Annotated in this window: 12 protein-coding genes; 5 read left to right on the forward strand and 7 right to left on the reverse strand. The window is 61.0% G+C overall.

Features of this window, described 5'->3' with window-relative positions; translation table 11 throughout:
• Positions 1–7 precede the first annotated feature (7 nt).
• Positions 8–2,617, reverse strand: coding sequence for a hemerythrin domain-containing protein (locus tag BW995_RS08270; RefSeq protein ID WP_076399742.1), 2,610 nt, complete (start codon positions 2,615–2,617; stop codon positions 8–10).
• 153 nt (positions 2,618–2,770) lie between these two features.
• Positions 2,771–3,793 carry an aspartate-semialdehyde dehydrogenase gene (locus BW995_RS08275; RefSeq protein WP_407656305.1) on the reverse strand — a complete coding sequence of 341 codons (1,023 nt, stop codon included), beginning with the start codon at positions 3,791–3,793 and terminating at the stop codon, positions 2,771–2,773.
• A gap of 394 nt (positions 3,794–4,187) precedes the next feature.
• On the opposite strand from BW995_RS08275, the gene BW995_RS08280 reads away from it, so the two are divergent.
• Positions 4,188–4,508 (forward strand): hypothetical protein, encoded by a 321-nt coding sequence (locus BW995_RS08280; protein ID WP_076399744.1) that lies wholly within the window; start codon positions 4,188–4,190, stop codon positions 4,506–4,508.
• Between the two features lie 3 nt (positions 4,509–4,511).
• Here BW995_RS08280 and BW995_RS08285 read toward each other — a convergent pair whose 3' ends face one another.
• The gene (locus BW995_RS08285) at positions 4,512–6,491 is read right to left on the reverse strand and encodes a heavy metal translocating P-type ATPase (protein WP_076399745.1); all 1,980 of its coding nucleotides are present in this window, start codon (positions 6,489–6,491) and stop codon (positions 4,512–4,514) included.
• Positions 6,492–6,567: 76 nt separating this feature from the next.
• Between BW995_RS08285 and BW995_RS08290 the strand changes: the two genes are divergently transcribed.
• The gene (locus BW995_RS08290) at positions 6,568–6,990 is read left to right on the forward strand and encodes a MerR family transcriptional regulator (protein ID WP_076399746.1); all 423 of its coding nucleotides are present in this window, start codon (positions 6,568–6,570) and stop codon (positions 6,988–6,990) included.
• Between the two features lie 106 nt (positions 6,991–7,096).
• Here the strand turns inward: BW995_RS08290 and BW995_RS08295 are convergent, their stop codons facing one another.
• Entirely contained in the window at positions 7,097–7,510 is a 414-nt protein-coding gene (locus tag BW995_RS08295) for a bacteriohemerythrin (protein WP_076399747.1), read from the reverse strand.
• Positions 7,511–7,807: 297 nt separating this feature from the next.
• On the opposite strand from BW995_RS08295, the gene BW995_RS08300 reads away from it, so the two are divergent.
• On the forward strand, positions 7,808–7,990 hold the full coding sequence (locus BW995_RS08300) for a hypothetical protein (RefSeq protein WP_076399748.1): 183 nt from the start codon (positions 7,808–7,810) through the stop codon (positions 7,988–7,990).
• A gap of 162 nt (positions 7,991–8,152) precedes the next feature.
• Here BW995_RS08300 and BW995_RS08305 read toward each other — a convergent pair whose 3' ends face one another.
• Positions 8,153–8,566: a bacteriohemerythrin gene (locus tag BW995_RS08305; RefSeq protein ID WP_076399749.1), complete on the reverse strand. Its 414-nt coding sequence runs from the start codon at positions 8,564–8,566 to the stop codon at positions 8,153–8,155.
• 441 nt (positions 8,567–9,007) lie between these two features.
• On the opposite strand from BW995_RS08305, the gene BW995_RS08310 reads away from it, so the two are divergent.
• Positions 9,008–11,452, forward strand: a complete 2,445-nt coding sequence (locus tag BW995_RS08310) for a sensor domain-containing protein (RefSeq protein ID WP_245821353.1) — start codon at positions 9,008–9,010, stop codon at positions 11,450–11,452.
• A 6-nt stretch (positions 11,453–11,458) separates the two neighbouring features.
• Positions 11,459–12,373 (forward strand): trypsin-like serine peptidase, encoded by a 915-nt coding sequence (locus BW995_RS08315; protein ID WP_076399750.1) that lies wholly within the window; start codon positions 11,459–11,461, stop codon positions 12,371–12,373.
• Positions 12,374–12,377: 4 nt separating this feature from the next.
• Here the strand turns inward: BW995_RS08315 and BW995_RS08320 are convergent, their stop codons facing one another.
• Both BW995_RS08320 and BW995_RS08325 read right to left on the reverse strand, forming a co-directional pair.
• Positions 12,378–13,265 (reverse strand): DMT family transporter, encoded by an 888-nt coding sequence (locus BW995_RS08320; RefSeq protein WP_076399751.1) that lies wholly within the window; start codon positions 13,263–13,265, stop codon positions 12,378–12,380.
• A gap of 127 nt (positions 13,266–13,392) precedes the next feature.
• Entirely contained in the window at positions 13,393–15,846 is a 2,454-nt protein-coding gene (locus BW995_RS08325; RefSeq protein WP_076399752.1) for a TonB-dependent receptor, read from the reverse strand.
• Positions 15,847–15,950 lie beyond the last annotated feature (104 nt).

Genomic DNA, 15,950 nt, shown 5'->3' on the forward strand with positions numbered 1-15,950 from the left:
GTTCGCCTTACAGAATGTATTCACCCGCCGACGAGATGAAGCGCACATAGCGGGAATCTTCGCGGAAGATATGCCCCAGAACCTGGGCGTGGATATAGTGGTGAAAGGCGGTGACATCAAATTGCCCGGTGTTCAGGACATGATGGCGGATATCGTTCAGTTCGTCCTGTAACGCCACATGCATGCGCCGATGGTCGGCGATTTCCTTGTACCCGAGCGCACCCAGCATGTCTTCTTCGGTCATGAAGTGCTGACGGCTATAGCCTGCCAGATCGTCCAGCGCCTGCAGCAACGAATCCGTGTTGTGGTTCTGGGCGTGGCGGGCCACCTGACTGGCCAGCTCCAGCAGGTGTTGATGCTGGCGGTCCATGGCCGGGACGCCGATGGTGTAGTCTGCCAGCCACGGAAAGGCGTCGCCATCACCGCGCGGCGTGGCCAGCAGGGTCATCCGGCGGTTATGCAGCTCCATCATTTTCCAGCGGGTGACCGGAATGTCGCGCATCAGCTCGCCGGGAATGGCCAGAACTTCGGTATCGGCCATCGCGATGTAGCGGCAAAAGGGCGGAGCCCCAAACAGCACGCGGGAAACGCCGATCACGCCGCCGTCTCCCAACTCTTCGATGACGGTCTTGTCGGTCACCATGCGGACGCAGCCACGCTTGATCAGCAGCAGCTCGTCGTATTCGTGGATGTTGATTTCCTGTCCGGCCCGGTAGGACGCCGGACGGCAGGCGGTGGCAATGCGGGTTTCGGCCATAGATGACAGGTGTTCCCCCAGCAACCAGGTGCGGTTGAAGAACCGTCGCATCGAGGCCATGCGCTGAACCCGCTGGTCCAGCCCGTTGTGGGCCACAAAGGTCGCGTACAAGGCACCGGGCAGAACCAGCGCGGTCACAAAGCTGGCGGCACGGACGGTTTCCTGCGCCGGACTGGCGGTCAGCACCGGCAATTCACCGACCATCGCCCCGGCGGTCAGGGCGGCACCGTGTTCATGGTGCGAGGCAATGGATTCCACAATCCCGGTCAGGATCAGGTACACCTTGTCCACCGTGTGGCCGTCCCGGATCAGGATCGTTTCGGGGTTGATGACCTCCAGCGGATGGTTCAGCAGGATGCGTAGCTGGTGCTCGGGGACTTCGGGGAAATACTGCGCCAGATAGGATCGTGCCAGTCGCAACGGGTATTCCTGCAGGGCCGGAATCAGCACGTCAACGGTGCCAAACGGAGCCCCCGAGCCGATTTCCTTTTCGTCAAGCGTCAGGTCCCGGGCGGTGTGGGCCAGAATGATCCGCCCGGAGCCATCGGTACGGAAGTCATTGGCATCGCCGTGGATCAGGCCGCCGCCGATATCGACTTTTTTCAGGTCTGCCGGTTCAAGGTAGTGCTGTTTGATGGTTTGCGCCCATTCGGCGCTGATGCCCGGACGCCGCGGGTCATCGGTGACCATCTGGTCAATCACCTGAAACGACGAGATGTCGGCATAATGGGCATAGGTCTTCCAGCCGTTTTCCCACAGGGCACGAAACTGCAGGATGGTGGTTTCGACCGGATGGGGCGAGAACAGCGGGCGGACTTCCAGGCCTTCGATATCATTCCATGTATCAAGGGCCAGGTCGTGGACATCAAAGAAATCGTCGAAGGCACTGATATCGGTTCCCATCAGGGCCGCCAGTTTATGGGCCACCGACGCCCGTACCGACGGGGTGGCGTAATAGCGGACCCGGTGGTCTGCCCGCACCAGCGTGGTCAGACCGGCAAAGTGGTCATCGTGACAGTGGGTATGGAAAATGCCGTCGATCTCGTGGATGCCAATCCCCAGCGCCCGCAGGACAAATTGCAGGTTCGGGCCAGTGTCAATCAGGAAGATCCGCCCCTGAAACATCAGGATGGATCCCATTGCCGGGCGGTGCACGTCCCAACCGTCGCCGTCACCGGAATGGACCACGGCAAAATATTCTCGCCGCAAGTTACGATAGCCAAGGCGGAACGGAGCCTGATAGACCCGGCCATCGGCCAGGTTGAGGTCAAGGGTGATGCGCTGGCCGTCATGGCTGATTTCAAACAGGTTGACGTCAAGGCGGCGGATCATCACGCCCTTGGCAATGTCAATCGGTTCGTTGTCCAGCACCCGCACATCCAGCAAGTCCGATGGCTGGGAAATGCGGCCAAAGGCAAAGGACAGCTTGATGCGCATCCAGTCGCGGGCGATGGCGGGGGCGACGCCGGTGGCTTCGATTTCATCCTGCGAGGTCAGGCCATAGTTGCCGCGATGGATATAGTCCATCTGGGCCTTGATCTGGTCCTGCCGTCCGATCAGGATCGGTTTGGCCCCGGTGTTGTTCGGGTGGCCGGGCAACAGCATGCCCTGACGATACAGCATCTGCAGGACCGGAAATTCGGCCAGATTGCTGAATTCGCCGCCTTGCAGCGGCAGGTCGGACAACAGAATGGCGTTCGGGCCGCTTTCCGTGACCACACCCTTGCTTTCAACCCGACGGATCAGGCCGCGCTGTTTCAGGTGCTTGACCGCATCGGCGGGGCAACCGCACAGGATTTTCAGGCCGGCGGCGGGAATGTCGACCCAGTAAACCCCGGTAGTTACCTCGATCACTTCCATGACCGTTCCCTTTGCCCCGTGCGTGGATGATCCCGAGTATCACGCGCCAGAGGGGAAAAGACAACGGATCAAAGCACCTGAAAAACAAAGGGGGATGCTCCGTTACAGAGCATCCCCCCGCGTCTTTGCACCCCTGTTCTCCGTGGCGGGAGATCAGGCGGCGACGGTCCGCTGTTCCAGAACCACCTCGGCGATCTGCACCGCGTTCAGGGCCGCGCCCTTCAGCAGCTGGTCGCCGCAGACGAAGAATTCCAGACCATGGTCGCCGAACACCAGGTTCTGGCGGATACGGCCCACTTCGACGTCATACTTGCCCGAGGCGTTCAGCGGCATCGGATAGACCTTGGCGGCCGGATCATCGACCACCTTCACCCCGGCAGCCTTTGACAGGATGGCGCGGGCTTCGTCGGGCGAGCACGGACGTTCGGTTTCGATCACCGCGGTTTCAGCATGGGCGCGCGAGGTCGGGATGCGGACGGCGGTGCAGGACAGCGCAAGATCGGGCAGACCCATGATCTTGCGGCTTTCCCAGGTGACCTTCATCTCTTCCTTGGTATAGCCGTTGTCCTGGAACACGTCGATGTGCGGGATCAGGTTGAACGGCAGCGGATGGGCGAACACCTTGTTGGCGGCAACACCGGTATCCAGATAGGCGCGGGCCTGGTCTTCCAGTTCGGCCATCCCTTCGGCCCCGGCGCCCGAAGCCGCCTGATAGGTCGACACCAGCACCTTCTTCAGGCCATAGGCCTGATGCAGCGGCCACAGGGCCACGGCCAGAATGGCGGTGGTGCAGTTCGGGTTGGCAATGATGCGGGCGTCGCCGACGTCCTGCGGGTTGATCTCGGGGATCACCAGCGGCTTGTCGGCGTCGTAGCGGAAGGCCGAGGAGTTGTCGATGACGGTGACACCTTTGGCTGCCAGCTGCGGGGCGTATTCCTTGGCAAAATCACCCGACACCGCCATCAGGGCGATATCGCATTCGGCCACGGCGTCCACGCTGAAGGCTTCGATGGTCTTGCTGCCGTAGGAAGTCTCCAGAGTTTTGCCTGCGCTACGTTCGGACGCGAACAGCCGCAGTTCGGAGAGCGGGAACGCGCGATCGTGCAGCACGTTCACCATTTCCTTGCCCACGGCTCCGGTGACACCAATGACGGCGACCTTAGGACCAGAAGCCACGTATTCAGCCATAATAATGTACTTCCCATCTATCGGGTTGTTAACGAGGACGAACGTTATATCAGAGTGCGGCGATGATTTGAACTGTAACCAAACACCTTTCTACAGATTCTGTATCATCCGGAGCCGTGAGCGCAAAAGTGGGAACCGGTTTTGCGCGCCATCACTGCGGCACACCAAAAGGTTAGACCTGAGTGCCCGCGTCAGGTTTAACGCATGCTGGTCGGCTCCGGGAGGGGATTCTGGTGCATAATCGGGTGTCCGCATGTGACAAAAGTCTGGTCTTTCTTTTACTGAAGGGCTGGCATGCGATATTATTCGTAACAATTTTATCTTTCTTGTGGTTATTTGAGCAGAGGGCAGTACGCCTCTTCCTTGCCTGCGAGTCAGTCCGATGCCGATAGAAATCCGCCGCCTGCTGTTCTCAAACGAAGAAATGTGCGCCGTCCTGAGCACCTTTATCAATTCGACCAAGACACATGTCGAGCCAGGTCAAGTGATCAGTGTACAGATTGCACAGAAAGATCCCATTCTTCTGCGTTGTACGCTGGCGACCAAAGGCGGTCGTCAGGCTGGCGAGGAGCTGGAAGGGGTGTTTGTCTGTGCCGCCATTTTGTCATGGTGCATGAAAAACAGTATTCCCCTTGCCAGAAAAGCCAGAAAACAGGTGCGGGTGACGCAGGATGGCCGAATCGCTCTGGACAGTACGTTGTAGCGGTCACAGGCGGAGACGCAACAGGCGCAAGGCGTTGGCGGTGACCAGAACCGTCGCGCCGGTATCGGCCAGAACCGCAGGCCACAGGCCGGTGACCCCGGCAACCGTCAGCACCAGAAACACCCCTTTCAGCCCCAGCGCCAGCGCCACATTCTGGTAAATGGTCCGCAGGGTCTGGCGTGACAGGCTGATCATGGCGGCAATGTCGCCAACCCGCCCGTGCAGGCTGGCGGCGTCGGCGGTTTCGAGGGCGACGTCGGTCGCCGCCCCCATGGCAATGCCGACATGGGCGGCGGCCAGTCCGGGGGCATCATTGATACCATCCCCGACCTTGGCCACCCGCTCGCCCGCCGCCTGTCGTTGTTCGATCAGGTGCATCTTGTCGGTGGGCAGCAAGTCGGCATGGACAGCAATCCCCAGCGCAGAGCCGACCCGTTCGGCGGCGGCCTGATGGTCGCCGGTCAGCATCATCATGGAAATGCCCCGCCGGGCCAGTGCCGCCACACCCTCTTTTGCATCGGGGCGCAGGCTGTCTTCGGCGGCAAAAACGGCCCAGACGACGCCGGCGCAGACCAGCAGCGAGACCGATTTGCCCTGCTGGCGGAACTGTTCGGCCTGCGGCGGGACCACAAGGCCGGGCCAGTGGTCCTGTGCGGCGGCGATCCCGCCCAGAAAGACCTCCTGATCCTGCCAGCGGGCCAGCATACCCTTGCCGCCCAGCGTCCGGCTGTCGGTGACCGGGACGGCGGAAACCTGTTGCTCCTGCACGGCGTCGATGATGGCCAGCGCAACAGGATGAGAGGCTTCCTGTGCCATCCCGGCCGCCAGCGCCAGCACTTCGGCCGGAGAGTCCCGCAGGCACAGCAGATCGCTGACCCGGGGTGTTCCGTTGGTCAGGGTGCCGGTCTTGTCAAAGGCGACAGTGGTGACTTGCCCCAAAGCCTCCAGCACCGCACCGCCCTTCATCAGCAATCCATGGCGGGCACCGACCGACAAGCCAGAGGCAATCGCCGCCGGGGTCGAAATCACCAGAGCACACGGGCAGCCGATCAGCAACACCGCCAGACCACGGTAAATCCACGTTTGCCAGTCACCGTCGAACAGCAGCGGAGGCGTCAGGGCAACCACGGCCGCCCCCGCCACCACCAGCGGCGTGTACAGGCGTGCGAAGCGCTCGGTAAAGCGGGCGACCGGCGCTTTTTGGCGCTGGGCCTGCTGGACCACCGCGACAATCCGCGCCAGCGTGGTCTGGCCGGGGTCCTGCGTAACCCGCAGGCGCAGCGTCCCGTCCAGAGCGATGGTCCCGGCAAAGACGGCATCGCCGGTGCTTTTGTGGCGGGGTTGGCTTTCGCCGGTCAGGGCAGCCTCGTTGATGGTGCTGTCGCCGCTGATCACCTCGCCATCGACCGGAATGCGGTCGCCCGCCCGCACCTGTACCACGTCACCGACATGCACCTGATCGGCGGGACGCAGGATCAGGCTGCCATCGGGGGCTTCGCAGCGGGCTTCACTGGGCAGCAAGGCGGCCAGAGCCCGAATCCCGGCCTGTGCCCGGCGGCTGGCCAGTCCCTCGAGGGCTTCGCCGATCTGAAACAGAAAGATGACCGCGGCGGCTTCTTCGCTGGCCCCGATCAAAACCGCGCCAATGGTGGCCACCAGCATCAGGGTTTCGATGGAAAAGACCTGCCCGCGCCGCAGGCCGGCCAGCGCATGACGGGCAATGGGCAGGATACAGACGGCAATCACCGGCCAGAAAATCCAGTGGTGCAGCGCAGGCCATTGCCACGATGCTCCATAGGCCAGCAACAAGGCAGCCCCGGTCAGCACGATCAGGCGCGATTGCGACAGCCAGCCTCCGGTACCGTGATCATGGCCGTGATCATCATGTCCATGATCATGGTGTGGTTCGGTGTGGGCCGGAGCGTGCGAGGCATGGCACCCACAGCCTCCGCAGCCTGATGAAGCCTGATGATGGGTGGACATGGCGCACTCCTCGACGAACTGAATCCTTTAGCGTAGGCTAAAAGCTCCAGTCACTAGAGGATCAAGAGGCTTTGTGATGTCCCTTTTGACAATTGGCAAACTGGCCGAAGCAACCGGCGTCAAGGTGCCGACCATCCGCTATTACGAATCCGTTGGCCTGCTGCCCGAACCGCCCCGCACTGACAGCAATCGCCGCCTGTATGATCAGGAAACGGTTCGCCGCCTGCGCTTTATCCGCCATGCCCGCGAGATGGGGTTTGAAACCGACGCCATCCGCGATCTGCTGCGCATGGCCGCCCAGCCGGATCGCTCCTGCCGACAAGCCGACGGGATTGCCCGGGCGCACCTTACGGCGATTGATGACAAGATCGCCCGCCTGACGGCGCTGCGCGATGAGATCGAGCACATGCTGGCCGATTGTCCGCAGGATCATATTTATAGCTGCAAGGTGATCGAGGTGCTGGCCGATCACAGCCATTGCCTGCATGCGGAGCATTAGAGCGTTTTCACACCGAACGAAAACGCTCTTCCCTTTTAGTGCCGCATTTTCCGAGCCGTTGACCGGAGACGGTCAACTTGAAAATGCTCTAAAGAGAGGCTGGCTTTCAGATACCGCCACGACAGAGGAAATCGACCAGCGCGCGGTCATGGATCACACTGTGTTGTTCCCACCAGGCGGCGATCTGGCCGGGCACATCCATCCCGTCGGACAGTCCGTCTTGTGAGACCGTTGTTTGCAGATCGCGGATCAAGTCGAGAAAATGGCGGTGCTGGTGATGATGGCTGCCGCGATCCGGGTAATGGACATCGTCCATCAGCTTTTCTTCATCGGCAAAATGGGTGGCAGCAAAAACCTGCAGGGCGGCCAGAGACTCGGCAATCATCATCTGGTCGGCGGGCAAGGCGCGACAGCTTTGTGCTATGTGGTCGATCTTTTGGCGAAGCCCTCGGTGGTGGCCTTCGAGAAAGCTTTTGATGCTGAGCGTTTGTGGCTCGGAGGCTGTGGGGCGTAGGGACATGCGGGGCGTCTCCCTGCTGGGCTGGATACCGATTCGCCTGTCTTTCCGGGGCGTTCCGTCCGGGGGATTTGATTTGTATGAACTATGATAGATGTCCGTTCCGGGGAAAATCCACAAAAGTTTTGAATGTTTACACGGTAGGGGTGGTTTGGCTGGACAGCTCCCCGAGTTTGGACTATCACCAAGCTGTTATACCGCTCGCCCCGTCACACCGTTGGGAGGGGAGTTATCCTGCAGGACAGGATGGCGCCATGTGACTGGATCCACCGGCGGTCGGCTATCGAGGAGAGCAGATTCATGTCCGTTACCGGCAAGACTTTGGGGATCGTTCTGGTGGGCCTGATTGGCCTGCTCAGCTATGTTGGCGTTTATGTCAGCGGTGCCATCGGCCTGCATGGCGTCGCCTATGCCGCCAGCTACCTTGGCGTTGCCTTGACCTTCACCATGCTGGTCGTGGTGTCGATCCTGGCCGCTGGCTGACGCTGCTCGGGGTATTGCTCGCGCCTTTCTGCGGAATGCCCCGGTCCGCCTGACGCCTGAAAAAAGCAGCGCATGGCTTTGGTCATGCGCTGTTTTTTCATGTAGGCGACATGAAAAAAGGGCGGCACCCTGACGGGGCCGCCCTTTTTATGCGTAAATCCTTTACAGCCAGATCCGCTTGTTCTGCAGATAGGCCCCCAGCTTGCGGTCTTCCTTGATGATGTGCTCGATCAGCCACGAGGCCAGAAAGTCGATCAGCTCCCGCTTCACCTGATCGGTCGGCGTCCGCAGATAGCTTTGGGCAAAGGTCAGGACCTTGTTGGTCAAGGCCAGGTGGATTTTGCGATGGCGATCAAGATCGGGATAGCCTGCGGCGGCCATCACCTTTTCCTCGCGACTGAAGTGGTCGCGAGTATACTCGATCAGTTCAAGCAAAATCTTGCCAACCACCTTTTCGCTCTGCGCTTCGGTGACGGCATCGTTCAGCTGGTTCACGAACTCGATAAGCTGCTTGTGGTCCTTATCGATTTCCGGTGCCCCAACGCTGAGTTGATCTCTCCAAACCAAGAGCGGCATCGCAGCCCCTTACACAACTTTTTGCGCCACACCTTCTCTTTTAGAGGATTTGCGACCAGAAGCCAACCAAAGCCTTGTCCGTCAAATGGCTTCTATCCGAAAGATATACGATTTGGTATTTCGGGGACGCCAGTTTTTCCGGCAGCGTGCCCATATCTGTGGCAAATCTTTGTGGCAAGAGAGATGATGTGATTTTAATGCATTAATAAACGGCAGAAACTGGCGCTATAGTCAGGAAACGCAGCCGGAGTCCGCTGTCGGTCATTGCAGCTTTTCGTCCAACCGCTTAAACTTGCGATCCAGGATTACAGGCCCGGCAGTATCTTGCGTTAAAGACAGTTCACACGTTTCATATGGTCTACCTTTTGTTATGCCGCAGCGTTGGTGCGTAAAGCCGGAACCGCTTTTGCGTACACCGCTCCAAGCAAGGAGAGTTCGCCCGTGACGGCCACTGCCCCCATGGCTGAACGGATTTTTGATGAAAGTGCGCTGAATGCACTGCCCGATGGCCTTGCAGTCCTGCGGGATGGCATCATTATCCAGACCAACCTTGCTCTTGCTGCCCTGATGAACTGCCCGGTGGATGTTTTGCTCGGCCGGGAATTCCAGAGCCTGATTGCCAGTGATGATCCCGATACCCTGCTGATGCGCCACCACCTGCATGAACTGGGGGGCCAGTCGATGCGGGTGCGTCTGCAGCGTGCCGGATTACCGCCATTATCGGTGGCCCTGACCCTGCGGCGGGGAATGGATGCGCCAATGCTGGGGGATGCGGCTCTGACCCTTGTCTCGGTGCGCGATGTCAGTTCCAGCACCGAAATTGAGCGCCGCCTGCGTGATGCCGAACAGCAATACCGGTCCATTTTTGAAAATGCGCAGGAAGGCATTTACCAGACCACCGAAAACGGCACCTATATCAACGTCAATCCGGCGCTGGCACGCATTTATGGCTATGAGCATCCCGGCCACCTGATTGACGAACTGACCGACATTGCCGGACAATTGTATGTTGATCCCAATGACCGCGAGACGTTCAAGGCCCTGATGGCGGCCAAAGGGGTGGTGCGTGATTTCGAAGCCCGGATTCGCCGCCGTGATGGCGCAGTGATCTGGATTACCGAAAACGCTCGCTGTGTGCGCGACCTGAACGGCGGCATTCGCTATTACGAAGGCACGGTCGAAGACATCACCGACCGCAAGCAGGCAGAAGAAAACATCCGCCTGCTGGCCAAGGCATTTGAAAGCGTTGCCGAAGGCATCGTTCTGCTGGATGTCCACGGGATTGTGCGGGCGGTCAACCCGGCCTTTTCCGCCATCACCGACTTTACCATCGACGAACTGCAGGGTGGGCCGCTGCGGCTGGTGGCAGAGGGGCTGCACGAAAAGAACTTTTTCGAAGGGGCCCTGCAACAGGTGCGCGAGACCGGGCACTGGCAGGGAGAAATCTTTTGCGAGCGCAATCACGCCGACCCGTTCCCCGGCGATTGCACCATTTCGGTGGTCCGTGATCCCGATGGCCGGATGACCCACTTTGTCCTGACCTTGCAGGATATTTCCCGCCGCAAGCAGGATGAGGAATACATCCGCTTCCACGCCAATTTCGACACCCTGACCCGTCTGCCGAACCGGCGGCTGGTGATGGACCGGCTGGAACAGGCGTTGCTGCGCTGCCAGCGAACCGGCGGGCGCGGGGCGATCCTGTTTCTTGACCTCGACCGGTTCAAACAGATCAACGACACCTTTGGCCATGCGGCGGGCGACCAGTTGCTGCGGCTGGTGGCGCGCCGTCTGAAGCATTGTGTTCGCCTGTCGGATACGGTGGGCCGCATCGGTGGAGATGAATTTGTCATCCTGTTGCCTGATTGCGGGCCGGGCAATATCGGATCCTATATTGCCGAAAAGGTGCTCTACAGCCTGTCCGAACCGTTCACCCTGATGGAAAGTGAACAATTCTGCATTCCGTCGATCGGCATTGCCTATTTCCCTGATCAGGGAACCACGGTCGAAGACCTGCTGCGCCATGCCGACATGGCGATGTACCACGCCAAACAGGGCGGCGAGCGGCGCTATTGCGTCTTTGAACCGTCGATGACCGAGCACCTGAACAACCAGCTTGGCATCGAAACCGATCTGCGGCTGGCGCTGGCGCGGGATGAGCTGGAACTGCATTACCAGCCCAAGGTGTCCTCGGGCACCCTGTCGCTGCTGGGGGCCGAGGCGCTGTTGCGCTGGCGGCATCCGGTTCACGGCATGATCAGCCCGGCCCGCTTTATTCCGCTGGCGGAAGAAACCGGCCTGATTCTGGCCATTGGCCGCTGGGTGCTGCGCAAGGCCTGTACCGATCTGCTGGCATGGCGGGAATTGGGGCTGGACCTGCCGAGCGTGTCGGTCAACGTCTCGGCCCGGCAGTTTTCCGACAGTACCTTTGTGCCGACCGTGCGGCAGGTGCTGGAACAGACCGGCATCGAGCCGCACCGGCTGGATCTGGAAATCACCGAAAGCGTCATGACCGGCGATGTCGAGCGGGCGGTGCAGATTCTGCTGCAACTGAAGGACATGGGGGTCACGCTGTCGATGGACGACTTCGGGACCGGCTATTCTTCGCTGAACTACATCAAGACCTTCCCCATTGATACGCTGAAGATTGACCAGACCTTTGTGCGCGATGTCACCGGCAGCCCCAAGGATGCCGCCATTGCCGCAACCATCATCACGCTGGCGATGAACCTGAACTTCAGCGTGGTGGCCGAAGGGGTGGAAACCGCCGAGCAGGCCGATTTCCTGCGCTCGCGGGGGTGTGACGTGTTCCAGGGCTACTGGATTTCACGGCCCTTGCCGGGCGAAGCCTTTGCCGATTTCGTTCGCAAGTCTCCGCCACGGGCGTAAGCTGTCGTGCGTCTGCTGTGCGCCGCTGTGGTGTGTCTTGTCGGGCTGATCGCAGCGGCGGGCGTTCGTGCCGATGACCTGCCGCTGGGGATCAAGGGACAGGATGACCGCATCGCGGTTGATGGTCGCCGGTATCCGTGGTCAACCATCGGGCGGCTGACGCGCGGGGATGGCTCGCTGTGTTCCGGGGTGCTGATTGGCCCCGATCTGGTTCTGACCGCTGCTCATTGCCTGTGGAATGATACCCGGCAGGGATGGGCTGCCACCGACGAGCTGTTCTTTGCCGCCGGATTGACCGATGACCTGCCGACGGCGCTGAGTGGGGTGGTGCGGACCCAGTGGCCGCGCGAGTACCATGGCCCCGGTGACCTGTCGCTGGACAACAGTGCCCACGACTGGGCCATTCTGACCCTGCGCGACCCGATTGGAACGCGGGCCGGTTGGCTGGGGGTCAGCGATCTGTCACCCGAGACCTATGACCGTTATCGACAGGCAGCCCCGGTGCTGATCCGGGCAGGCTATTCGGTTGACCGACGGGCAACGGTCCATGCCCATCTTGGCTGCCACCTTGTCGGCTGGGCACGCCCGGGGCTGTTGGCCCATGACTGTGACGCCACCGAGGGCGATTCCGGCTCGCCGGTGTTTGCCTATCTTGATGGCTCGTTCCGGGTGTTGGCGCTGCATGTTTCGACCTTCCGCGAGGGGTCGCCGGAGGTGTGGGGCGGAGCCATTCCTGCCGGGCCGCTGGTGCGCGAGGCGCTGGCAAACCGTGCCGTTCCAAACAGCGTGTTGGCCGGGGGGCAGCAGGGAGACGCGCCGCTGGCGTCGGGATTGCTGGCCATCTTGCAACGGGGCCATCCGACAGGCGGGGTGGCACCGTCCGGTCAGGGCGATCAGGGGAACACTGCGGCGTTCCGGTAGAGTATCAGGCCCGTTTCAGCGAGGCCCACAGCGAGGCGCCGACGATCAGGGCACCCCCGGCCCAGGCCATCATCGACAGACTTTCCCCCAGCCACAGCACGGCAAACACCGCCCCAAAGACGGGCTCGGTCCCCATCAGCAGGGCAACACGGGTGGGAGAGGTGCGGCGCAGGGCGTAATTCTGGGCGAAAAAGGCAAACATGGTGCAAAAGACAATCAAAAAGGCCGTTGCGGTCCAGAATGTCGGGTCAGAGGGCAACGGCGGCAGCCCGCCGGGCAGCAGCACGGTTCCAGCCAGCAGGCTGCCGATGCCGACCACTCCGGTCTGAACCGAGGTCAACGGCAGGGCCGGGACAGGATGGTCACGGGTCAATCGGGTGGTGGCGGTGACCATCAGGGCGCGCAGGATGGCGGCCAACACCATCAGCCCATCGCCGACATTCAGCGCAATGCTGGTGCCCGAGGTCAGCAGCCACGCCCCCAGCAGGGACAGCAGGGTTGCGGCAAGGCCGGTCAGGCTGGGGCGGGCGCGCAGGATCAGCCATTCGGCAAAGGGGGTAAAGACCACGCACAGGCTGATCAAAAAGGCAGCGCTGGAGGCCCGGGTCAAGGCGACGCCATAGGTTTCGCAGACAAAGATGGCGAGCAGGATCAGCCCGAGGGGGACGCCCGCCCGCAGTGTTTGCCAGGCCCGCTCTGCCGACAGGCCCCGCCACGAGGGGAGCAACAGCAGGGCGGTACAACAAAAGCGCACCGCCAGAAAGCCGAGCACCGGATAAATCAGTACCGCGGTCTTGGCCAGCCCATAGCTGGCCCCCCATACCATGGCGACCAGCAACAACATGCCTTCGGCCCCCCAGCGGCTGAAGGGTCCGTTCAGGGGGCTGGTCATGGTGTGGGCTCCTGTGGCTGTGTGACTGTGTTGCTGAGGTTCCTTTCTGTCAGATCGGGCGGCAAACGTCAGCCCCCCGGTTCGGGGGGCGAACCGGGGGGCGCGGGCGGTGTCGCAGGAGGACAGCTTACCACTCGACGGTGGCGTTGAGGGTAAAGCTGCGACCCGCCGAGACATAGGCGTCGGTCATGTTGGCGGTGCTGACCTTTTCCACATCGCTGAAGCTGATGACGCGTTCATCAAGCAGGTTGCTGACCGAGGCGCGCAGGGTCACCCATTCAACCGGGCTGTAATAGGCGTTCAGGTCAACGGTGGTGTAGGCTTTGGTGGTGTAATAATCGGGGTCACTGACCTGATCGTGGGCAAAGGCGTGTTTGGCGAGAATGCCAGCCCCCCACAGGGCATTCGAGGCATCATAGTTCAGCCCGACCTGCACGGTCAGTGGTGCCACCGAGTCAATGGCCGCGCCGGTTTCCTTGTTTTCACCCTCGGCATAGGCCAGCGAGCCGGACAGACGCCATTCCGGGGCAAAGGCCCATTCACCGGTGCCTTCGGCGCCATAGATGACCACCTTGTCGACGTTGATCGCCTGATATTGCCCGACTGTACCGATGGCGGGGGCGGCGATGGTCTTCATGTCGATGAAATTGTGATAGCGGTTATAAAAGCTCGACACCTGAAAGCTCGATCCGTCGTCGAACTTGCCACGGAAACCGCCTTCTACGCCCTTGCTGGTTTCGGCCTTCAGGTCCGGGTTGGGCAGGAATTCGTACTGGATCATGCCGCCGGCCACCGAATTGCGGAAACCGCTGTTGGCATCGTCATAGGGCGGAGCGCGGAAGCCGTGGGCATACTGACCGAACACCGAATAGGTCGGCGTGATCTTGTAAACCGCTCCCAGTTTGGGCGACAGGGCGGATTCTTCGACGTCCTTGGCCTGATTGGTAGTGGCGTTATAGGAATAGTACAGGTCCTGATCGGGCTTCAGGCGGTAATAGTCATAGCGCAGGCCGGGCGTCAGGGTCAGCGCCCCCAGCGAGATTTCATCCTGCCCAAAGACACCGCCCTGCAGGGTGTTGGTGTTGGGGAAAAACCGGCTGGGAGTTGGATTGCCCTCTGGGGTGGTGTTGCTGATCAGCGCACCACTGGCGTTCCAGCGGCTGTATTCGCGCAGGCGGTCGGTCATGGTGAAATCGGCACTCAGGCCATAGGTCAGCAGGTTGTCAACGCCGCCCCAGTCGGTTTTGGTGTTGAATTGTAAATCCCCGCCGAAAATGTCCTGCTCGCTGGTCTGGATGTACTGTTCATAGCCACCAGCCGAGCGGACGCGGATGCGGTCTTCGGTGCGCCGCAGGTGGGTGTAATAGGCTTTCCAGTCGATCTTGTCGAAGATGCCCAGCGGTTCATCGTGGGTATGCTGCAACGAAATCCGCGAGCGTCTGGTTTCGTCGGTGGCATCAACGTCGCTGTAGGTGGTGGTGCGCTCGCCGTAGATGTCGCTGTCGTATTTGCGCTGAAAGACTTCGCCGGTCAGGCCGATGCGGTCGGCACCATGGTCATAGACCAGTTTGCCGAGCATGTTGTTGCCGTTGTAGTCCTGCGGGCTGCGGCCCTTGAAATCGGTTTTGACGTCTTCGCCATCGCGGCGGGTGTAGGAGGCCAGCGCCGAGAAGTCGCCCGCCCGGGCGGCGGCGGTACCGGTTTCCGACCAGCTTTCATCCAGACTGTCAAAGCCGACCTTGGCCGAGGCATAGGTATCCTTGCCGTCGTGCAGGTAATCATCGGGGTCTTTGGTGGTGTAGGCCACCACCCCGCCGATGGCGTCCGAACCATAGAGAGCCGATCCGGGGCCGCGCAGGATTTCGACCTTTTTCAGCGAATCGAGATCAACCATGTCGCGGGTATAGGGGGTATAGCCACCCCCGCGCAGCAGTACACCGCCCGGCAGGTCGGGCAATTTGACGCCATCGACCATCATCAGGATGCGGTTGTCCTGAATGCCACGGATGTTGTAGCCGCCAGCGCCGCTGCGTTTGGAGTCATTGGTCACCGTGACCCCCGGCTCCATCTTGCCGAGTTCCTGCATCCGGTGGATGCCTTTGTCTTCCCAGTCGGTGCTGTCGATTACCGACACCACGGCGGCGCTGTTTTCCAGCGACTGTTCCGAACGGTTGCCGATCACTGCGATCTTGTCGAGCATCACGTCCGCGCGCGTGCTGGCGCTGGTGATCTGGACGCCACTATCGGTCACGCTGGCACTCAGGCCACTGCCTTGCAGGGCGGTCTGCAGCGCCTGAGTCAAGGTCATCTTGCCCTGCACCGACGGGGCGGTCTTGCCGTTGGTCAGCGCTTCGTTGAGCGACAAGGGCACTCCGGCCTGTTTGACGATGCTGTGCAGGGCTTGCGTCAACCCCTGCGCCGGAACCGAGAACGTGTATTCGCTGCTCTGGCTGGTTGCCGCCGGGGCTGCCCATGCCAGGGTCATTCCCAGCGGATGGGCAAGGATTACACCGATGGCTGTCGTCTGCAACAAGCCGGTCAGGCGGCGGCCTGGCCGGAACCCGAGATGTCGTGCAAGCATGGAATCCCTCAGCGTGTCTGTGCAGCGGCGGCGAGTGCGCGCTGTCTTGTGGGCCGTCGGAATACCGTTCCAGCGGCAAAAACTCACGCTAATAAGAATTACTT

Source organism: Insolitispirillum peregrinum, from assembly GCF_900156605.1.
Taxonomy (GTDB): Bacteria; Pseudomonadota; Alphaproteobacteria; order Rhodospirillales; family Rhodospirillaceae; genus Insolitispirillum; species Insolitispirillum peregrinum.

Coding starts and splice junctions, on each gene's coding strand:
- BW995_RS08300 (WP_076399748.1), top strand. CDS start 7,808: ATGTCCGTTACCGGCAAGACTTTGGGGATCGTTCTGGTGGGCCTGATT.
- BW995_RS08295 (WP_076399747.1), bottom strand. CDS start 7,510: ATGTCCCTACGCCCCACAGCCTCCGAGCCACAAACGCTCAGCATCAAA.
- BW995_RS08280 (WP_076399744.1), top strand. CDS start 4,188: ATGCCGATAGAAATCCGCCGCCTGCTGTTCTCAAACGAAGAAATGTGC.
- BW995_RS08285 (WP_076399745.1), bottom strand. CDS start 6,491: ATGTCCACCCATCATCAGGCTTCATCAGGCTGCGGAGGCTGTGGGTGC.
- BW995_RS08270 (WP_076399742.1), bottom strand. CDS start 2,617: ATGGAAGTGATCGAGGTAACTACCGGGGTTTACTGGGTCGACATTCCC.
- BW995_RS08290 (WP_076399746.1), top strand. CDS start 6,568: ATGTCCCTTTTGACAATTGGCAAACTGGCCGAAGCAACCGGCGTCAAG.
- BW995_RS08325 (WP_076399752.1), bottom strand. CDS start 15,846: ATGCTTGCACGACATCTCGGGTTCCGGCCAGGCCGCCGCCTGACCGGC.
- BW995_RS08305 (WP_076399749.1), bottom strand. CDS start 8,566: ATGCCGCTCTTGGTTTGGAGAGATCAACTCAGCGTTGGGGCACCGGAA.
- BW995_RS08320 (WP_076399751.1), bottom strand. CDS start 13,265: ATGACCAGCCCCCTGAACGGACCCTTCAGCCGCTGGGGGGCCGAAGGC.